Below are 18,110 nucleotides of genomic sequence, written 5' to 3' on the forward strand. Positions count from 1 at the left end.
AATGTTCACTTGCTCATCGATGCAAGCAAAGAAACCGAAGAGCCGCGCGCTGCTCGGGCAGCTCAGCGACATGGACCTGCGCCTGCTGCGGGTCTTCAAGGGCGTCGTGCAGTGCGGCGGGATGGCGGCGGCCGAGCTGGAACTGAATATCGGCATCTCGACGATCAGCCGGCACGTGAAGGATCTGGAAACCCGGCTCGGCCTCGTGCTGTGCCGGCGCGGCCGCGCGGGCTTCACGCTGACGCCCGAGGGGCAGACGGTGTACGAGGAAACGCTGCGACTGCTCGCGTCGATGGAAGCATTTCGCAGCAGGATCGACGGTATTCACGACAAGATGGGCGGAGAACTGCACATCGCAGTGTTCGACAAGACGGCCACCAATCCGCATGCGCGCCTGGGCGACGCGATCCGCCAATTCGCGGACGAAGCGCCCGACGTCGCGCTGAACCTGCACGTCGCGTCGATCAACGAGGTCGAGCGCGGGATCATCGACGGCAGCTATCAGGTCGGGATCATTCCGGCGCACCGCAACTCGGGCAGCCTCGTGTATTCGTCGCTGTTCGACGAACGGATGCTGCTCTATTGCGGCCGCCAGCATCCGCTGTTCGACGCGCCGCACGGCAAGCTCACGTGGACGACGATCCGCCACCACGCATTCGCCGGGCTCGGTTTCCATTCGCCGAACATGGAACTGAGCCATCGCGCGAAGCTCACCCGCAGCGCGACCGCGTCGGACCAGGAATCGATCGCGACGCTGATCCTGTCCGGCCGCTATCTCGGCTTCCTGCCCGATCACTACGCGGAGAGTTTTGAAAACAAGGGGCTGATGCAGCCGGTCGCGCCGCACCGGTTCAATTACCGGTGCCGGTTCGTGAGCCTGCTGCGGCGCTCGCCGCGGCCGTCGCGGGCCGCGCTGCTGTTCCAGTCGTGCCTCGAAGCCGCGCATGCGGCGGTGCGGCCGGCGGCGTAGCGGCTTCCGGCTCGGTCAGGCCCCGTCGCCGCCCGGGCCCGGCCGCGTCCGCCTGCGCGCGACGAAATGCGTCGCGACGCTCTGCGATAATGCCAACCTCTTTCCGTTTCCACGCCGCCTTCCGCCATGACGCAGCCGTCCGCCCCGCTCTCCACCGACCTGCCGCCGATCTCGTGCCTGCCCGGCGACGCGCTGCCGTGGCTGCCGATGAGCGCCGACCTGCCGGGGCTCGCGATCAAGTACCTGCACATCAATGCGGCCGAGGACACGCTCACCGCGCTGCTGAAGATGCCGGCCGGCGGTACGCTGCCGCGCCACCGTCACGACGGCGAGGTGTTCGTCCATACGTTGCAGGGGGCGTGGCGCTACCGCGAATACGACTGGGTCGCGCACGCCGGTTCGACGGTGCTCGAACCGGCCGGCTCGGTGCATACGCCGGAAACGCTCGGCGCACCCGGTGAGGATGTGATTACGCTGAACGTGATGCGCGGCGACCTCGTGCTGCTCGACGACGACGGCCGCGAAACGGCGCGCGAGAACTGCCGCGTCGCGCTGCTGCGCCAGCGCAAGCATGCACGGACGGCGCCAGATGCGGCCACGGCGTTCGTGACGCGGTAACTACGCGACAAGACAGGCGACGTCGGCGCCGCGCGATCCGCGCGGCGGTGCCGTGGCCGATTACCCGAATGGCCGCCGGCCCGCTTCGCCGGCCACCCCGCTCGTTACCGAAACCGCCGGAAAAACCGCCGAATATCGTCGGCCAGCAGATCCGGCTCCTCCATCGCGGCGAAATGGCCGCCGCTCGGCATGTCGGTCCACTGCGCGACGTCGAACACACGTTCGAGCCAACTGCGCGGCGGGCGGCTGATCTCCTTCGGAAAACGCGCGAACGCGACCGGCGCCGCCACGCGTTGCCCGGCCGCAAACCGCATCGGCTGCAGCCGGTTTTCCCAATACATCTGCATCGACGAGCCGATGCAGCCGGTGAACCAGTACAGCGATATGCCCGTCAGCAGCGTGTCGTGCGAAAACCGCCGCGCGACATCGCCGTCGCAATCGCTCCATGCACGGAATTTCTCGGCGATCCACGCGGCCAGCCCGAGCGGCGAATCGTTGAGCGCGACGGCCAGCGTCCGCGGCTTCGTCATGTGGACGTGCGCGTACCCGCCTTCGAGCGCCGCCCACTCGCCGCGCTGCTTCAGGAACGCCTGCTCGTCGTCGGTCAGCGGCCGCGCCGCGTCGATCGGCGGTTCGTAGTTGCCGGGCAGGTAGTTCAGATGGATGCCGTCGACCACGCCCTCATGCCGCGCGCCGAGCGCGACCGACACGCCCGCGCCCAGGTCGCCGCCCTGCGCGCCGAACCGTCGGTAGCCGAGGCCGGCCATCAATTCCGCCCAGCAGTCGGCGACCTGGAGCGCTGACGTGCCGGGCGCCGCCGGTGCGGGAGAAAACAGGAAGCCCGGTAGCGACGGCGCGACGATGTCGAATGCGTCGTCCCGATCGCCGCCGAACGCAGCCGGATCGCACAGGCGGTCGATCAGCGCGTGGAATTCGAATGCGGAACCGGGCCAGCCGTGCGTGACGACGAGCGGATAGGGTTTCGGCCCCGTGCCGCGCCGATGCACGAAATGCACGCGCTGGCCGCCGACGTCCGCGACGAACTGCGGCAGCCGGTTCAGCGCACGTTCCGCCGCGCGCCAATCGAAGCCGTCGGCCCAGTACGCGGCCAGTTCGCGCAGCCACGTGCCGTCGACGCCCTGCTGCCAGGGCTCGGCCGGTGTGAGGTTCGGCGGGCGGCTGTCGCGCACGCGCCGACGCAGGTCGTCAAGGGCTTGATCGGGTATCGCAATATCGAACGGCTCGGCGCGCATCGCGTCTCCTCGCGAAACATGTCGACGCGATTCTGCGCGCTTTTTCGGACCCGCGCTGGCGACGGCGTGCGTCAGCGCGTTTCCCGTTCGTCCGTGCGCGCGTCGCGCCGCAACGCCTGCGGCGGCACGCCGAACCCGCGCACGAACGCGTCGCGCATGTGCCGGCGGTCGCGAAAACCGTTCTCCTTCGCGATCACGTCCAGTGGATGGCGACTCTGTTCGATCATCAGCCGCGCCGATTCGAGCCGCAGACGCTCGATCGCCTTCGCGGGCGACTGCCCGGTTTCGAGCGTAAACACGCGGCTGAACTGGCGCGGGCTCAGGTGCACGGCCTCGGCCAGTTCCTCGACGCTGAGCGCACGGCCGAGGTTTTGCCGCGCGTAGTCGAGCGCGTTCTGGATCCGGTCGGATTTCGGCGCAAGCGCAAGCATTTCCGAATGCTGCGACTGGCCGCCGGCCCGGCGCTGATGCATCACCAGCTTGTGCGCGACCGAGCGCGCGGCGTCGGCGCCGAGATCCTTTTCCACCATCGCGAGCGCGAGATCGAGGCCAGCCGTCATCCCGGCCGACGTCCATATCGGACCGTCGACGATGAAGATCCGGTCGTCCTCGACGCGGATCTCCGGGTAGTGCCGCTGCATGTCGCGGCCGAACGCCCAGTGCGTGGTCGCGCGACGCTGCGCGAGCAGCCCGGCCTCGGCCAGCACGAACGCCCCCGTGCAAATGCCGGCGATCCGCCGCGCATGCACATGCGCGCGGCGCAGGTACGCGACGACGCCAGCCGGCGCCGGCGCGGCAAGCGGATCGTTGACGCCCGCGACGATCCACGTATCGACGCCAAGCCGCCCGCGCAGCGCGCGCGTGGCGACCGGCAGCCCGAGCGACGAGCGCACGTCGCCGCCGTCGACCGAATAGTTGTCCATCGCGTAGAACGGCGCGTCCATCCCCATGTTCGCGTACTCGAACACCGACTGCGCGGCGAGCGCCATGATCTGAAAACCGTCGCTGATCAAGAAGCCGATTCGGTGCATATGCGCTCTCCGGTCGCGTGCCGATTGGCCCGATGTCCGAAATCATACCCATCTACGTCATTTATGTCGCGGCGCGTCGAGGCCAGAATGCGTTCACGCCATCCGGCCACCCTCATCGAAACGGAGCACATCATGACGCAAGCACATCGCGGTACCGCCCTCATCACCGGCGCGTCGTCGGGCATCGGCGCCGTCTACGCGGACCGCCTCGCGCGCCGCGGCTACGACCTGATCCTGGTCGCGCGCAACCGCGACCGGCTGAACGCCCTCGCCGAGCGCATCACGAACGACACGCGGCGCAGCGTCGAGATCGTCGACGCGGACCTCAACGACCGCGCGGCGCTCGCCGCCGTCGAAGCGAAGCTGAAACAGGACGCGAGCATCACGCTGCTCGTGAACAACGCGGGCGTCGGCACGCACGCGCCGCTGCTCGACAGCGACGTCGACGCGATGACGCGGATGATCGACCTGAACGTGACCGCGCTCACGCGGCTGACCTATGCGGCCGTGCCCGGCTTCGTCGCACGCGGCCGCGGCGCGGTGATCAACATTTCGTCGATCGTCGCGATCTCGCCGGAAACGCTGAACGGCGTGTACGGCGGCAGCAAGGCGTTCGTGCTCGCGTTCAGCCAGTCGCTGCATCACGAGCTCGCCGACAAGGGCGTGCAGGTGCAGGCCGTGCTGCCCGGCGCGACAGCCACCGATTTCTGGCAGACGGGCGGCCTGCCGCTCGAGCATCTGCCGAAGGAAATCGTGATGAGCGCACAGGACATGGTCGATGCGGCGCTGGTCGGGTTCGATCGCGGCGAACTCGTGACGATCCCGTCGCTGCACGCGGGCGACGAATGGGAGGCGTACGAGGCCGCGCGCCGCACGATGGCGCCGCATTTGTCGGCCGATACGCCCGCGCCGCGTTACACCGCGGCGCGCTAGTTGCCGGAGGGGCCCGCGCCGCGCGGGGCGGCGCGCACGCCCACCAGCATCGCGACCGCGCACGCGGCCAGCAATCCGGCGATCATCAGCATCGCCGAATCCATGTTGCCGGTACGCGTGCGGATCACGCCGACGATCCACGGCGTGATCATCCCGCTCGATACGCCGATGCTGCTGATCAGCGCGATCCCGCCCGCCGCGCCGGCGCCCGCGAAATACGCGGACGGCACGGCCCAGAACACCGGATGTGCGGCGAAGATCAGCATCGCCGCGATCGACAGCAGCGCCATCATCGCGACGATGCTCGGCAGGTGCAGCGTCAGCAACGCGAGCGCCACCGCGCCGCCGAACGCGCACGCGGCGAAATGCCAACGGCGTTCGCCCTTGCGGTCCGAGCGCCGCGCGATCGCGATCAGTCCGGCCGCGCCGATCGCGTTCGGCACGATCGACAGCAGGCTGATGTGCACGACGTCGTGAATACCGAATTCGCGAATCATCAGCGGCATCCAGAACAGCAGCATCAGCAACGCGGTCGTCAGCGAGAAATAGATGAACGCGAACAGATAGGTGCGCGGCTCGGCCAGCACCTGCCGCAGCGAAGCAGCCGCGTGCGCGGGCGCATCCGCGCGATCGGCCGCGAGGTCGGCCGCGAGCCGGTGCCGGTCATCGTCGGACAGCCAGCGCGCGTGTTCGGGGCGGTCGCACAGCCAGAACCACGCGATCACACCGAGCAGGATCGCGGGCGCGCCCTCGATCGCGAACATCCATTGCCAGCCGTGCAGCCCGAGCACGCCGGCCATCCCACGCATCAGCCAGCCCGACAGCAGGCCGCCGACCATTCCGGCCACCGCGACGCCCGCATAGAAGATCGACAGCACCGACGCGCGCCGGCGCGCCGGATACCAGTAGGTCAGGTAGAAAACGACGCCCGGGAAGAAGCCGGCTTCGAACAGCCCGAGCAGAAAGCGCAGCACGTAGAACTGCTTCGCGCTGTCGACGGTGACCATCGCGACCGACACCGCGCCCCACAGGACCATGATCCGCGCGAACGTGCGGCGCGTGCCGAAGCGGCGCAGCAGCGCGTTGCTCGGCACCTCGAACAGCACGTAGCCGACAAAGAACAGCACCGCGCCGAGGCTGTACATCGCGTCGGTCAGGCCAAGATCCTGCCGCATCTGCAACTGTGCGAAACCGATGTTGCTGCGATCGAGGATCGACACGATGTAACAGACGAACAGGAACGGCACGATCCGCATGCCGATGCGGCGGTACAGCGCGTCGTTGCCGGACGCTGCGGAACCCGACGTAACCGCGTGCGCGGCGTCCGCTTGCAGGGGGATTGACATCGATCGTCTCCTCGATAGATGCGAATACGGGCCGGACAGGAAACGCTACGCCGGTCGCCGCCGCCCGCCGACGGCGACCGGCCGTGGCTCAGGTGCGCCGCGCGCCTTCTCCCTTCACGCCGAGCATCAGCGCCACGCCGCTCGCGACCAGCAGCGCGGCGAGCAGGTACACGGCGAGATCCATGCTGCCCGTGCGCGTGCGGATCATCCCGATCACCCACGGGCTGACGATGCCGCTCGTGATCCCGATGCTGCTGATCAGCGCGATCCCGGCCGCGGCCGCGTTGCCGGACAGGTAGCGGGTCGGCACGGCCCAGAAGATCGGCAGCGCGGCGAAGATCAGCGTCGCCGCGATCGACAGGCACGCGAGCATCGCAGCGAAGCTGTGCAGGTGCAGCGTCAGCGCCGCGAGTGCGAGGCCGCCGCCGATCGTGCAGCACGCGAAGTGCTTGCGGCGCTCGCCGGTGCGGTCCGAGCGGCGCGCGATCAGCACCAGCCCCACGGCGCCCACCGCATTCGGCACGACCGTGTAGAGGCTCACGGCGACGACGTCGGTCACGCCGAAGTCGCGGATCATCAGCGGCATCCAGAAGTTGAGCGTCAGCGACGCGCAGGTCAGCGAGAAATAGATGAACGCGAACAGGTACACGCGCGGGTTCGCGAGCGCGGCCATCACGCTGCGCCCGTCGTGCGCGCTGCCGGGTGTGCTGCCGTGGCCGTGTACGCGGCCTTCGGCGCACAGCGCGGCGACGCGCGCCTTTTCGTCGGCCGTCAGCCACGTGGCGTCCCGCGGCCGGTCGACGAGCAACGTGAACGCGGCGAACGCGAGCAGGATCGCCGGCGCGCCTTCGATCGCGAACATCCACTGCCAGCCGTGCAGCCCGAGCACGCCGCTCATGTCGCGCATGATCCAGCCGGACAACAGCCCGCCGAGCACGCCGGCCACCGCGACGCCCGCGAAGAACACCGAGATCGCCGCCGCCCGCCGGTTCGCGGGAAACCAGTAGGTCAGGTACAGCACGATGCCGGGGAAGAAGCCGGCCTCGAACACGCCGAGCAGGAAGCGCAGCACGTAGAAATGCGACGGCTGCGACACGAACATCATCCCGGTCGACGCGAGGCCCCACAGCAGCATGATCCGCGTGAACGTGCGGCGCGCGCCGAACCGCGCGAGCAGCATGTTGCTCGGCACTTCGCAGAACACGTAGCCGACGTAGAACACCGCGGCGCCGAGGCCGTACATCGCATCGCTGAAGCCGAGATCGTGCTTCATCTGCAACTGCGCGAAGCCGATGTTGATGCGGTCGAGAAACGACACGACGTAGCAGAGGAACAGGAACGGAACGATCCGCCACGCGATCTTGCGGAACAGCAGCGCGTCGCCGATTGCGGAGTCGGATACGAAAGCCGAAGCGCTCGCGTGCGCGAGCGTCGCTTCGGCGGGAAGCGATTGGGGCATGTCTCTCTCCAAACGGGCCGCGCGATGTCGAGCGCGCAGCAGTCTCCGAGGGCGTGCGTGCGCCCTGCTTTCTTGTGAGACCGGATACGGCCGCCGGCTCCGCGGCGCGATGCCGCCGCGAATGCCGCAACCGTCAGGGAAACGGCGGCGCGGTCATCTGAACACCGCGCCGCCGCCTTGAGCCATTCACTCCTGGAGCGCGGCCCACATTTCCTTGTCGCGCTGCGCGGTCCAGATGCGCGGATGCGCGATGCCGCTCGCTTCGTCGAACGCGCGCGACACGTCGAACGGCAGACAGTGTTCGTAGATGAACACGTGGCCGAACTTCGGGTCCATCGCCTCGCGCGTGAGCGCCATCGCCGCCTTCAGGTCGAGATTGCGCTCGACGGCCTTGCGGCCCTGCGCGAGCAGCGTCGTGACGAAATCCTTCGTGTAGTCGAGGCCCTTGTTCACTTCGGCCGGATTCAGCAGCGCGGGGCCGCGGCCCGGGACGAGTTTCTCGGCGCCGAGCGCGCGCAGCGCCTCGAGCGTGGCCGGCCACTGTTCGAGCTGCGCGTCGCCGCAATAGCACGCGGCGTCGTATTCGACGAGGTCGCCGGAGAACAGCACCTTCTGCGACGGCAGCCACACGATCGTGTCGCCCTTCGTGTGGCCCGAGCCGACGTGCATGATCTTCACTTCGAGCTTGCCGAGAAACAGCGTGATCTCGCGCTCGAACACGAGCGTCGGCCACGTCAGCCCCGGCACCGTCTCGACGCCGGCGAACAGGCGCGGGAAGCGCTCGATCTCCGACTTCATGTCGGCCTCGCCGCGCTCGACGATCATCTCGTACGTGCCGCGGCTCGCGATCACGTGCTGCGCGCCTTCGGCGAAATACGCGGACGCGCCGAGCACGCGCACCGCGTGGTAATGCGACAGCACCACGTGCTTGATCGGCTTGTCGGTCACGCTGCGGATCCTCGCGATCAGGTCCTGCGCCATCGCGGGCGTCGCGGTCGTGTCGACGATCAGCACGCTGTCGTCGCCGATGATCACGCCGGAGTTCGGATCGCCTTCGGCTGTGTACGCGTACGCGTTCTCGGACAGCTGCGTCCAGGTGACTTTCTTCTCTTCCAGATCGGCTTGGGAGGCGAATGCTTTGGCCATTGTGCGTTCCGTGGCTGCGAGCCATGTGTTGAGGGGAATGAGCGGATCATCTGCCCGCATCGAATATTTGTCAATGGCAAATGAGCTTGCTATTGTCTAATACGGGTAAACCTGCGGGCTGGTGCCGAAAACGGCGTCGGATACCATGCGGGGTTTCGTCAACGGAAGAATCATCGCGTGCAGAACCACGAAGTCAGCGCGGACGATGCGCCGCCCAAGGCGCAGCGCGGCATCCAGAGTGTCGAGGTCGGCGGCCGGCTGCTCGACGCGCTCGCGCGCCGGCGCAAGCCGCTCGGGCTGTCGGAGCTGGCCGCGGCGGCCGACCTCTCCACCGCGCAGGCGCACACCTATCTCGTGAGCCTGACGCGGCTCGCGCTCGTGAAACGCGACGCGATCACCGGCAACTACGAGCCCGGCCCGCTGTCGCTGCGGCTCGGGCTGATGTCGATCGAGCGCCAGCCGGCCTATCGCGCGACGCTGCCGCATGCGGTGCGGCTCGCGGAAACGGTCGGCCTGAGCGTCGCGCTGTCGGTGCCGGGCGTGCTCGGCCCGACGATCGTGCGCATCGAGCACGGCGGCTATCCGTTACACGTGAACCTGCACGTCGGTTCGGTGATGTCGCTCGACACGACGGCAACCGGCCGCGTGTTCCGCGCGTTCGGCGACGCCGCGCAACTCGACGCGATGGCGGCCAGCCAGGCCGGCGCGGGCGATACGCTCGCCGGCGCCGAACGCGAGCCGGCCGCGCCGGACGCCGATGCGCAGCACGTCGAACTCGACGCGATCCGCGCGCGCGGCATCGACCGCAGCATCGACCGGCCCAGCCCCGGCGTCAGCGGGATGTGCGTGCCTGTTTTCGATGCACACGGGCGCCTGCAACTCGCGTTGACGGTGATCGGTTCGACGGGATCGATCGATGTCGACTGGAACGGGCCGATCGCGGCGGCCTTGCGCGACGCGGCGCGTCAGGCGACCGCGTCGCTCGGCGCGGTGCATGCGGAACCGACGCCCGCGCCGGCGTTGGCCGCGGCGCGCGTGCCGCCCGCGCTCGCCGACGACGCGAAAGCGCAACGCGGGATCAATGCCCTCGACAGCACCGGCGACTTGCTGCTCGCGCTGGTCTCGGCGGGCCGCGCGCTGCCGCTGCGCGATCTCGCGACGGCGGCCGGCATGCCGGCCGCGAAGGCGTTTCCGCATCTCGTCAGCCTGCAGAAGATCGGCCTGTTGAGCCGCGACGACGCCGGCTGCTTCGACGGCGGCCCGCTCGCGCAGGCGCTCGGCCTGATCGCGATGCAGCGCGTATCGCCGACGCGCGACGCGGAAGCCGAGATCGTCGCGCTCGCCGGCGCGACCGACATGAGCGTGGCCGCCGCGACGCTCGGGCCGCTCGGGCCGACCGTGATCCGGCTCGAGGAATCGGCGCGGCCGCAGCACGTGAGCCTGCAGGTCGGCACCGTGATGTCACTCGTCAATACGGCGATCGGGCGGATTTTCGCGTCCGGCATGTCCGACGACGTGCTGGCCGATCTGCTCGCCAACGAGCCAGTGCGCCTCGCCGGCGCGTCCGCCGCACCCGACGACGCGGCGTTCCGCGCACGGCTCGCGGAGATCCGCGCGGACGAACTCGATTTCGCGTTCGACGCGCCGGTGCCCGGCATCGGGACGATCGCCGCGCCCGTGTTCGATCACACCGGCAGCATCCGGCTCGTGATCGCAATCATCGGCGCGTCGCGCGGCTTCCCGCGCGGGCCCGACAGCGAGCTGGCGCGGACGCTGCGGGCCGCGACGCGGCGGCTATCGTGGCGCTTCGGGTGGATCGGCCGGTAATCGCCCCTTTTCCCGAACATACGCTCGAATCCCTTTCTTTCGCCCCGTGAGGCCGTGCCGGCACGGCCTCGTCACGCCTATCCGATACGCCCGGGCAGCCGATATTCATGTTGCGCAGCAGCAACATAAACGGTCAGAAATTCTCATATAACGAAATCGAATTTCACAACGCGGTGACGTTTCGCTATGATTAGGGTTATCCCTAACTCGCCACCTATATGGGGCTTCGTCATGCAAACGTCTAATGTCTCCGATCGTTCCACCCAATCCACTGGCTGGCTCGCACGCGTTGGCGAGCTGCTGGCAGAGGCCTGGGCGCTGCACCTCGAGAACTGCGAAGTCATCGCTGAAGCACACGCCCGCCTGCCGCGCTGAGCGGGCAGCCGGATTGCCGGCCACCGGAGCGCCGGCCGCCGGAGCGCCGGCCGCCTGATTCGCTTGCGCTGACGCACGCCGGCAGCGGCTGTTGCCGCGCCGGTCGTGTAGCAAGAGGCCCGGCGCGTCCTGCCGAACACGCTCACCGCGCGACGAGCGTTTCAAGATCGTCTTGAGAGGCCGTGTTTCAGGCCGATACCGGCGCCGATTCATCCGTTATCGGCGCGGATCGGTGTAAACCGGTCGCTTCGGCGAGAAACCATTCCCCGCCGGCGCGCGATTGCGCCTGGTCATCACGGACGGAAGATTCATCCGTTTTCGTGTATCCGCGGGCCCTTTCCCCGGCGAGCCCTCCCTGTCGGCCCTGCGCCGGTTTCCTCCGCGCAAGCGCCACGCCGCATCGCCCTCCGCCGCGACGACGGCCTCGCCAGCAATTCCCCGTCACACCTGAATCGAAGGCACGTCCTTCATGCACCGCAGCGCGAACATCGAGCGGCTATGCCGGATGCTCGAAATCCGGTACAGCTTTTCCCGCAGAAAGCGTTCGTAGCCGGCCGTGCCGTCCACCGCCACCTTGATCCAGTAGTCGTATTCGCCCGACACGAGATACGCCTCGAGCACTTCCGGCAGCGCCGCCAGTTCGGCGCCGAAGCGCGCCAGCGCGTCGTCCTCGTGGCGATCGAGCGTGACTTCGAGGATCACGATGTCCGCGTAGCCGAGCTTGCGCTGGTTGACCAGTGCGACATAGCCGTCGATATAGCCGTCGAGTTCGAGTTGCCGCGTGCGGTTCCAGCAGGCGGTGGTCGACATGCCGATCTGTTCGGCGAGTTCTGCATTCGACAGGCGCGCATTTTTCTGCAATGCACCCAGGATCTTGCGGTCCTGATTGTCGAGCGTTTTCGGCGTGCGTTCGCGGGTAGCCATGGCGAGAAGAATCTTCTACTGAAAAACCCGATTCTATCTGAACGCCATTCCGGTTTCAGCGCCGTTTTGCTGGAAAACAGGAAGCCTTTTAACCGGGCCGCTTGATACATTTTCTCCATGCCTGCTGCCCGGCACGCTCCCCGCGATCACCCGTCGCAGCGGGACGCACGGCCGCAATCACGAGTTGCGGCGCCGGCCGGCAGGCATGCGATTCCCCGCCGCCCGCACGCCTATCCGACCGCGTGCGGGGCCGGTGCCTGCCTCCCCGTTCCTGCCCGTCCGTCATGTCGTTCAAGCTTTATCTGTCGTTCCTCGCCGCTTCCGTCGTCCTCATCTATGCGCCCGGCCCGGTCAACCTGCTCACGATGAACCAGGCGTTGCGCACCGGCTGGCGCCGCGCGCTGCCGTGCGTCTGGGGCGGCACGCTCGCCGTGCTGCTGCAACTCGCGCTGACCGCGCTGTGCCTGAATTCGCTGGTCCACCTCGACGAACATGCGCTGACCGTGCTGCGCTGGGCCGGCGCCGCATATCTCGTCTGGCTCGGCGGCAAGCAATGGCTGAGCCGCACGCCGGCCGGCGCAGCCGCGGCACCGGCCGACACCGGCGCCGCAACGGCAAGCGCCGCGCCGGACACCGACAGCGGGCGCGCGCTGTTCTGGCGCGGCGTCGCGACTTCCGGGCTGAACCCGAAGACGCTGCTGTTCTTTCCGTCGTTCTTTCCGCAGTTCATCAGCCCGAACGCCGACTGGAGCCTGAACCTTCAATACCTGCTGCTCGCCGCGACGTTCGCGCTGCTCTTCGCGGGCGGCGTCGCGTCGATGGCGCTGTTCTCGCACCGGCTGAGCCGCGCGTTGCAGCGGCCGGCGCGGATGCGCGCGATGAACCGCGTGACGGGCGGGCTGCTCGTCGGGATGGGCGCGATCATGGTCGGCTGGAACTGAGAACCGCCGACGCGTTCGTTTCCACGCGACCGCGACACCCCGCACCGGCGGCGACGCCGCCAGTACAATCGCGCGATGTCCGAATTGCTCACTTACGGCGGCCTGTTCGCCGTGTCGATGGTCGCCGCGACCCTGTTTCCGCTCCAGTCCGAAGCCGTGCTCGCCGGCCTGCTGCTCGCCGGGCGCGAACCCGTGTGGGCGCTGGTGCTGGTCGCGAGCATCGGCAATGTCGCCGGCTCGGCGATCAACTGGGCGCTCGGGCGCGGCATCGAGCACTTCCGCGAGCGCCGCTGGTTTCCGGTCAAGCCGTCCGCGCTCGCGCGCGCCGAGCGCTGGTATGCACGCTACGGCCGCTGGTCGCTGCTGCTGAGCTGGGCGCCGGTGATCGGCGATCCGCTGACGATGATCGCCGGCGTGCTGCGCGAGCCGCTGCCGACCTTTCTCGTCATCGTGACGATCGCGAAGGTCGGCCGCTATCTGGCCGTCGCGTGGGTCGTCACGCACTGATCTCCGCCTCCCCTCGCCCGCCTGCGGGCCCGTGATCTGCGACGCCCGCTAAAGATTTCGCGAAAGTTGCCGTATTAACGGGTCCACGAGCGGTGACGCGTGCGTTCCGCCTCCTCTCACTCCTACTCAGGATGTCTCATGAGAATGACCCAATCGGGCCGAGTGAGCGTCGGCGCGCGTCTGGCCGGGCTGGCGTGCGCGCTCGTCGCCCTGCTGTTTACCGTGTTCGCGTGGACGCTCGCCCATTTCGCCGGCCAGCAGCTCGCCGACGAAGCGCATCAGCGGATCGACGACAAGGAGCAGTCGATCCGCGCGATGGTCGACCTGTTCGACAAGGCACTGAGCGCCGAAGCCAACCGCTCGATGTCGCTGTTCGCGAGCTTCCTGCCGGCCGATTTCTCGCTCGACCCGGCGCGCACCGTCGATATCGGCGGCGTCGCCGCGCCGACGCTGCTCGCGGGCGGCCAGCCGCTCGACCTCGACTACTCGATTCCCGACCAGTTCCTGAAGAAAAGCGGCGCGATCGCGACGATCTTCGCGCGCGACGGCGACGATTTCGTGCGCATCACGACGTCGCTGAAGAAGCAGGACGGCGCGCGCGCCGTCGGCACGAAGCTCGACCGCGCCGGCCCCGCATATGCGCCGCTCGTCGCCGGGCGCAGCTACACGGGCCTCGCGAAGCTGTTCGGCCGGCCGTACATCACGCAGTACAAGCCGGTGACCGATGCGAGCGGCCGCGTGATCGGCGCGCTGTTCGTCGGCCTCGACATCGGCGCCGAGCTCAAGCTCGTCGAAGACGGCATCCGCGCGCTGAAGATCGGCGACAACGGCTACTACTTCGTGCTCGACGCATCGCAGGGGCCGTCGCGCGGCACCTTCGTCGTGCATCCCGACGCGGCGGGCCAACGGGCCGACGACACGCGCGCGCCCTACGCGCAGATGCTCGCGGCGGCCCAGGGGCGGCTCGCGTACACGTCGACCGACCCGGCCGCGCACGACGCCGGGCCGACCGCGAAATTCGTGTCCTTCACGACGATTCCGCAGTGGCAATGGCTCGTCGGCGGCATCGCGCTCGACGACGAACTGCTCGCCACGATGCGCGCCACCCGCAACCGCTTCCTGATGATCGGCGCCGCGCTCGTCGCGGCGTTCGCGATGCTGTTCGTCATCGTCGTGCGACGCGTCGTGAGCCGGCCGCTGGAAGCCGCCGCCCGCGCGTCCGAGCGCTATGCGGCGGGCGATCTCAGCGTGCGCATCCGCGACGGCGCGGCCGCGCACGGCAGCGCGGGCAACGACGAGATCGGCCGGCTCGTGCAGGCGGTCGACGGGATCGGCGACGGCCTCGCGCGAATCGTCGCGCAGGTGCGCAACGGCGCGGCCGACATCGCGCACGGCACGGTCGGCATCGCGGCCGGCAGCAGCGACATCGCCGCGCGAATCGCGACGCAGGCGAGCAGCGTCGAGCAGACGGCCGCCAGCATGGAGCAGATCACCGCCGCCGTGCAGCAGAGCGCCGAGCATGCGGCGCAAGCCAACGCGCTGGTCGCGGACGCATCGGCCGCCGCGACGAACGGCGACGCCGCGGTGCAGCGCGTGGTCGCGACGATGGACGACATCGGCCGCGCGACGCGCCGGATCGCGGAGATCACCGGCGCGATCGAAGGCATCGCGTTCCAGACCAACATCCTCGCGCTGAACGCGGCCGTCGAGGCTGCCCGCGCCGGCGAGCACGGCAAGGGCTTCGCGGTGGTCGCGGCCGAGGTGCGCGCGCTCGCGCAGCGCAGCGCGGCCGCGGTCAAGGAGATCGACGCGCTGAGCGCCGAATCGTCGACGACCGTCGAACAGGGTTACCGGATCGCGGACGCCGCGCGCGGCACGATGCGCGACATCGTCGCGCGGGTCGACCAGGTGCGCACGCTGATCGGCGAGATCAGCGCCGCGTCGCGCGAGCAATCGACCGGCATCGAGCAGGTGAACCTGGCCGTCACGCAGATCGGCGAAGCGACGCAGCAGAATGCGACGCTGATTTCGGATGCCGAGCGCGCGGCCGTCGCGCTGCGCGAGCAGGCCGCGCAACTGTCGGACGCCGTCAGCGTGTTCCGGCTCGAACGCGGCGCGTGACCGACGCCCGATGATCGGCCACGGCCGGGTGCGCTGCCTACTTCTTGTCGCCCGCCAGGTCGATCGCCGTGTTCGAGCCGACCGCGTGACGCAACTGGAACTTCTGGATCTTGCCGGTCGAGGTCTTCGGCAGCTCGCCGAAGCGCACGGCCTTCGGCACCTTGAAGCCCGCGAGCAGTTGCCGGCAGTGCGCGACGATTTCCGCCTCGGTCGCGCTCGCGCCTTCGCGCAGCTCGACGAACGCGCACGGCACCTCGCCCCATTTCGGGTCGGGCATCGCGACGACGGCCGCCACGGCCACCGCCGGATGCCGGTACAGCGCGTCCTCGACCTCGATGCTCGAGATGTTCTCGCCGCCCGAGATGATGATGTCCTTCTTGCGATCCTTGATCCGGATATAGCCGTCCGGCATCAGCACCGCGAGATCGCCGGTATGGAACCAGCCGCCATGAAACGCCTCGTCGGTCGCCTTCGGGTTCTTCAGGTAGCCCTTCATGCAGATGTTGCCGCGGAACATGATCTCGCCGAGCGTCTCGCCGTCGGCCGGCACCGGCGTCATCGTGTCGGGATCGAGCACCGTCGCGCCCGCTTCGAGGTGGTAGCGCACGCCCTGGCGCGCATTGAGCCGCGCGCGTTCCTCGTCGGGCAGCGCATCCCAGTGCGCCTGCTTCGCGCAGACGGTCGCCGGGCCGTAGACCTCGGTCAGCCCGTACACGTGCAGCAGGTCGAAGCCGATCTCCTTCATCTTGGCGATCACGGCCGGCGCGGGCGCCGCGCCCGCGACCATCGCGTGCACCGTGTGGTCGATGCCTTCGCGCAGCTCGGCCGGCGCGTTCGCGATCGCGCTCTGCACGATCGGCGCGCCGCAGTAATGCGTGACGCGCTCGCGGCGGATCAGGTCGAACACCGTCTTCGCGTCGAACTTGCGCAGGCACACGTTCACGCCCGCGCGCGCGGCGATGGCCCACGGAAAACACCAGCCGTTGCAGTGGAACATCGGCAGCGTCCAGAGATACACCGCGTGCTTCGGCATGTCCCATTCGAGGATGTTGCTGATCGCCGCGAGATACGCGCCGCGATGGTGGTAGACGACGCCCTTCGGGTCGCCCGTCGTGCCGGACGTGTAGTTCAGCGCGATCGCGTCCCATTCGTCGGCGGGCGGCGTCCATGCATGGTCGGGGTCGCCGCCGGCCACGAACGCCTCGTAGTCGGTCGCGCCCGCGAAACGCTCGGGGTCGGCCGGCATCGCGTCGGCCACGCTGACGATCTTCAGGCCCGGCACCTCGAGCGCCGCGCGATGCGCGACCTCCGCGTATTCCGTGTCGACGATCAGCACCTTCGCCTCGCCGTGACGCAGCATGAACAGCACCGACGATACGTCGAGCCGCGTGTTGATCGTGTTCAGCACGGCGCCGGCCATCGGCACGCCGAAGTGCGCCTCGACCATCGCCGGGATGTTCGGCAGCAGCGCCGCGACCGTGTCGCCGCGCCCGACGCCGGCCTGCGCGAGCGCGCTCGCCAGTTGCTTCGCGCGCGTGCAGGTTTCGCCCCACGTGCGCCGCACGTCGCCGTGCACGATCGCGAGGCGCTCGCCGTAGACTTCGGCCGCGCGGATCAGGAAATCGATCGGCGTGAGCGGTACGTAGTTGGCGTCGCGGCGGCCGAGCCCGGCCTCGAACATCTGCGTCATGATCCTGTCTCCCGTGTTCTGTCGACCGGGGCGCATGCACCCCGGATCGTTTTGATGTGGTTCAATTGCCGACAGCCTAACGGGCGCTATTGTGAGCCGTCTGTCATCGAAACGACAGAGTGCCGCGCGAGCGCTGCGCGTTATCCCTATCCTCGCAAACCCGCATCCATGCACGACCACCTCGACGCGGCCGCCGCCCCGGCCGACACGCTTCCCGAACCGGGCCCGTTGCCGCCGCTGGCGACGCTGTTCGGCCAGTGCGCGTGGTTCCGCACGCTGGCGCCCGAACACCAGGCGCTCGTGCTGGCCCAGTCGCACGTCGCGCAGTGCGACGCCGGCGACGTGATCGCGCACCGGCTCGCGCCGTCCGAATACTGGATCGGCGTCCATCGGGGGCTGCTGAAGCTCGCGATCTTCAACGTATCGGGGCGCGGCTGCACGTTCTCCGGCGTGCCGTCGGGCGGCTGGTTCGGCGAAGGCAGCGTGATCAAGCGGGAGCTACGCAAATACGAGGTCGTCGCGATCCAGCGCTCGACCGTGCTGTTCGTGCCGGTCGACACGTTCCATGCGCTGCTCGACACGAGCCTGCCGTTCACGCGCTTCGTGATTCATCAGTTGAACAACCGGATGGGCGAATTCATCGCGTCGATCCAGAACAGCCGACTGCTCGACGTCGACGCGCGCGTCGCGCAGGCGCTCGCGCAGCTCTTCAACCCCGCGCTGTATCCGGATACCGGCCCGTCGCTGTCGATCTCGCAGGAGGAACTGGGGATGCTCGTCGGCGTGTCGCGCCAGCGGATCAACCAGGCGCTGCAGCAGCTCGAGAAGCTCGGCGCGCTGCGGCTCGCGTACAACCAGATCGAGGTCGTCGATCTCGATGCGCTCGCGCGTTTCGGCATGGAGCAGCTGTGAGCGCCGCCCGATGCGCGGAACCGTCGCCATCGCGGCCGCGCATTCCGTCTGCGGAAT

General features: G+C 68.7%; 15 protein-coding genes. 8 read left to right on the top strand and 7 right to left on the bottom strand.

Translation table 11 applies throughout. The annotated features are described in order from the left end of the window. Window positions 1-19 precede the first annotated feature (19 nt). Both LGN10_RS05795 and LGN10_RS05800 read left to right on the top strand, forming a co-directional pair. The gene (locus LGN10_RS05795) at window positions 20-970 is read left to right on the top strand and encodes a LysR family transcriptional regulator (protein WP_185716478.1); all 951 of its coding nucleotides are present in this window, start codon (window positions 20-22) and stop codon (window positions 968-970) included. 126 nt (window positions 971-1,096) lie between these two features. After that, entirely contained in the window at window positions 1,097-1,588 is a 492-nt protein-coding gene (locus tag LGN10_RS05800; RefSeq protein WP_050010988.1) for a 2,4'-dihydroxyacetophenone dioxygenase family protein, read from the top strand. 104 nt (window positions 1,589-1,692) lie between these two features. Here LGN10_RS05800 and LGN10_RS05805 read toward each other — a convergent pair whose 3' ends face one another. Together LGN10_RS05805 and LGN10_RS05810 are read right to left on the bottom strand one after the other, a co-directional pair. Beyond that, a complete protein-coding gene (locus LGN10_RS05805; protein ID WP_226222186.1) occupies window positions 1,693-2,841 on the bottom strand; it encodes an epoxide hydrolase family protein in 1,149 nt (382 codons plus the stop codon). A gap of 71 nt (window positions 2,842-2,912) precedes the next feature. Continuing rightward, window positions 2,913-3,872: a GlxA family transcriptional regulator gene (locus LGN10_RS05810; RefSeq protein WP_124859070.1), complete on the bottom strand. Its 960-nt coding sequence runs from the start codon at window positions 3,870-3,872 to the stop codon at window positions 2,913-2,915. A 132-nt stretch (window positions 3,873-4,004) separates the two neighbouring features. Between LGN10_RS05810 and LGN10_RS05815 the strand changes: the two genes are divergently transcribed. Beyond that, window positions 4,005-4,805, top strand: coding sequence for an SDR family NAD(P)-dependent oxidoreductase (locus tag LGN10_RS05815; RefSeq protein ID WP_089465786.1), 801 nt, complete (start codon window positions 4,005-4,007; stop codon window positions 4,803-4,805). Here LGN10_RS05815 and LGN10_RS05820 read toward each other — a convergent pair. The 3 genes from LGN10_RS05820 to LGN10_RS05830 all read right to left on the bottom strand — a co-directional run bounded on the left by LGN10_RS05820 (window position 4,802) and on the right by LGN10_RS05830 (window position 8,756). After that, window positions 4,802-6,151: an MFS transporter gene (locus LGN10_RS05820; protein WP_226222188.1), complete on the bottom strand. Its 1,350-nt coding sequence runs from the start codon at window positions 6,149-6,151 to the stop codon at window positions 4,802-4,804. The genes LGN10_RS05815 and LGN10_RS05820 overlap by 4 nt on opposite strands. Before the next feature lie 88 nt (window positions 6,152-6,239). Beyond that, the gene (locus tag LGN10_RS05825; RefSeq protein WP_226222191.1) at window positions 6,240-7,610 is read right to left on the bottom strand and encodes an MFS transporter; all 1,371 of its coding nucleotides are present in this window, start codon (window positions 7,608-7,610) and stop codon (window positions 6,240-6,242) included. A gap of 186 nt (window positions 7,611-7,796) precedes the next feature. Further along, window positions 7,797-8,756, bottom strand: coding sequence for an MBL fold metallo-hydrolase (locus tag LGN10_RS05830; RefSeq protein ID WP_089465566.1), 960 nt, complete (start codon window positions 8,754-8,756; stop codon window positions 7,797-7,799). Window positions 8,757-8,933: 177 nt separating this feature from the next. Between LGN10_RS05830 and LGN10_RS05835 the strand changes: the two genes are divergently transcribed. Next, window positions 8,934-10,583 (top strand): IclR family transcriptional regulator, encoded by a 1,650-nt coding sequence (locus tag LGN10_RS05835; protein ID WP_226222203.1) that lies wholly within the window; start codon window positions 8,934-8,936, stop codon window positions 10,581-10,583. Window positions 10,584-11,399: 816 nt separating this feature from the next. On the opposite strand, the gene LGN10_RS05840 is transcribed toward LGN10_RS05835, so the two are convergent. After that, window positions 11,400-11,882 (bottom strand): Lrp/AsnC family transcriptional regulator, encoded by a 483-nt coding sequence (locus LGN10_RS05840; protein ID WP_006479115.1) that lies wholly within the window; start codon window positions 11,880-11,882, stop codon window positions 11,400-11,402. 284 nt (window positions 11,883-12,166) lie between these two features. Between LGN10_RS05840 and LGN10_RS05845 the strand changes: the two genes are divergently transcribed. From LGN10_RS05845 to LGN10_RS05855, 3 genes are all read left to right on the top strand, one after another. Then, on the top strand, window positions 12,167-12,823 hold the full coding sequence (locus tag LGN10_RS05845) for a LysE family translocator (protein WP_060967537.1): 657 nt from the start codon (window positions 12,167-12,169) through the stop codon (window positions 12,821-12,823). 75 nt (window positions 12,824-12,898) lie between these two features. Beyond that, on the top strand, window positions 12,899-13,330 hold the full coding sequence (locus tag LGN10_RS05850) for a YqaA family protein (protein WP_060311006.1): 432 nt from the start codon (window positions 12,899-12,901) through the stop codon (window positions 13,328-13,330). 138 nt (window positions 13,331-13,468) lie between these two features. Next, a complete protein-coding gene (locus LGN10_RS05855) occupies window positions 13,469-15,451 on the top strand; it encodes a methyl-accepting chemotaxis protein (protein ID WP_226222206.1) in 1,983 nt (660 codons plus the stop codon). Window positions 15,452-15,488: 37 nt separating this feature from the next. Here LGN10_RS05855 and LGN10_RS05860 read toward each other — a convergent pair whose 3' ends face one another. Next, a complete protein-coding gene (locus tag LGN10_RS05860; RefSeq protein ID WP_226222208.1) occupies window positions 15,489-17,141 on the bottom strand; it encodes an acyl-CoA synthetase in 1,653 nt (550 codons plus the stop codon). A 168-nt stretch (window positions 17,142-17,309) separates the two neighbouring features. Between LGN10_RS05860 and LGN10_RS05865 the strand changes: the two genes are divergently transcribed. Further along, window positions 17,310-18,053 (top strand): Crp/Fnr family transcriptional regulator, encoded by a 744-nt coding sequence (locus LGN10_RS05865; protein ID WP_226222210.1) that lies wholly within the window; start codon window positions 17,310-17,312, stop codon window positions 18,051-18,053. The last annotated feature ends 57 nt before the right edge of the window (window positions 18,054-18,110 follow it).

Origin of the sequence: Burkholderia sp. AU32262 (assembly GCF_020419985.1) — a bacterium.
GTDB classification, from domain to species: Bacteria; Pseudomonadota; Gammaproteobacteria; order Burkholderiales; family Burkholderiaceae; genus Burkholderia; species Burkholderia semiarida.

What these genes read in the sequence shown, in the direction of transcription:
- LGN10_RS05795 (WP_185716478.1), top strand. Translation starts at nt 20, where the DNA reads ATGCAAGCAAAGAAACCGAAGAGCCGCGCGCTGCTCGGGCAGCTCAGC.
- LGN10_RS05840 (WP_006479115.1), bottom strand. Translation starts at nt 11,882, where the DNA reads ATGGCTACCCGCGAACGCACGCCGAAAACGCTCGACAATCAGGACCGC.
- LGN10_RS05845 (WP_060967537.1), top strand. Translation starts at nt 12,167, where the DNA reads ATGTCGTTCAAGCTTTATCTGTCGTTCCTCGCCGCTTCCGTCGTCCTC.
- LGN10_RS05805 (WP_226222186.1), bottom strand. Translation starts at nt 2,841, where the DNA reads ATGCGCGCCGAGCCGTTCGATATTGCGATACCCGATCAAGCCCTTGAC.
- LGN10_RS05830 (WP_089465566.1), bottom strand. Translation starts at nt 8,756, where the DNA reads ATGGCCAAAGCATTCGCCTCCCAAGCCGATCTGGAAGAGAAGAAAGTC.
- LGN10_RS05865 (WP_226222210.1), top strand. Translation starts at nt 17,310, where the DNA reads ATGCACGACCACCTCGACGCGGCCGCCGCCCCGGCCGACACGCTTCCC.
- LGN10_RS05850 (WP_060311006.1), top strand. Translation starts at nt 12,899, where the DNA reads ATGTCCGAATTGCTCACTTACGGCGGCCTGTTCGCCGTGTCGATGGTC.
- LGN10_RS05855 (WP_226222206.1), top strand. Translation starts at nt 13,469, where the DNA reads ATGAGAATGACCCAATCGGGCCGAGTGAGCGTCGGCGCGCGTCTGGCC.
- LGN10_RS05860 (WP_226222208.1), bottom strand. Translation starts at nt 17,141, where the DNA reads ATGACGCAGATGTTCGAGGCCGGGCTCGGCCGCCGCGACGCCAACTAC.
- LGN10_RS05815 (WP_089465786.1), top strand. Translation starts at nt 4,005, where the DNA reads ATGACGCAAGCACATCGCGGTACCGCCCTCATCACCGGCGCGTCGTCG.
- LGN10_RS05825 (WP_226222191.1), bottom strand. Translation starts at nt 7,610, where the DNA reads ATGCCCCAATCGCTTCCCGCCGAAGCGACGCTCGCGCACGCGAGCGCT.
- LGN10_RS05820 (WP_226222188.1), bottom strand. Translation starts at nt 6,151, where the DNA reads ATGTCAATCCCCCTGCAAGCGGACGCCGCGCACGCGGTTACGTCGGGT.
- LGN10_RS05810 (WP_124859070.1), bottom strand. Translation starts at nt 3,872, where the DNA reads ATGCACCGAATCGGCTTCTTGATCAGCGACGGTTTTCAGATCATGGCG.
- LGN10_RS05800 (WP_050010988.1), top strand. Translation starts at nt 1,097, where the DNA reads ATGACGCAGCCGTCCGCCCCGCTCTCCACCGACCTGCCGCCGATCTCG.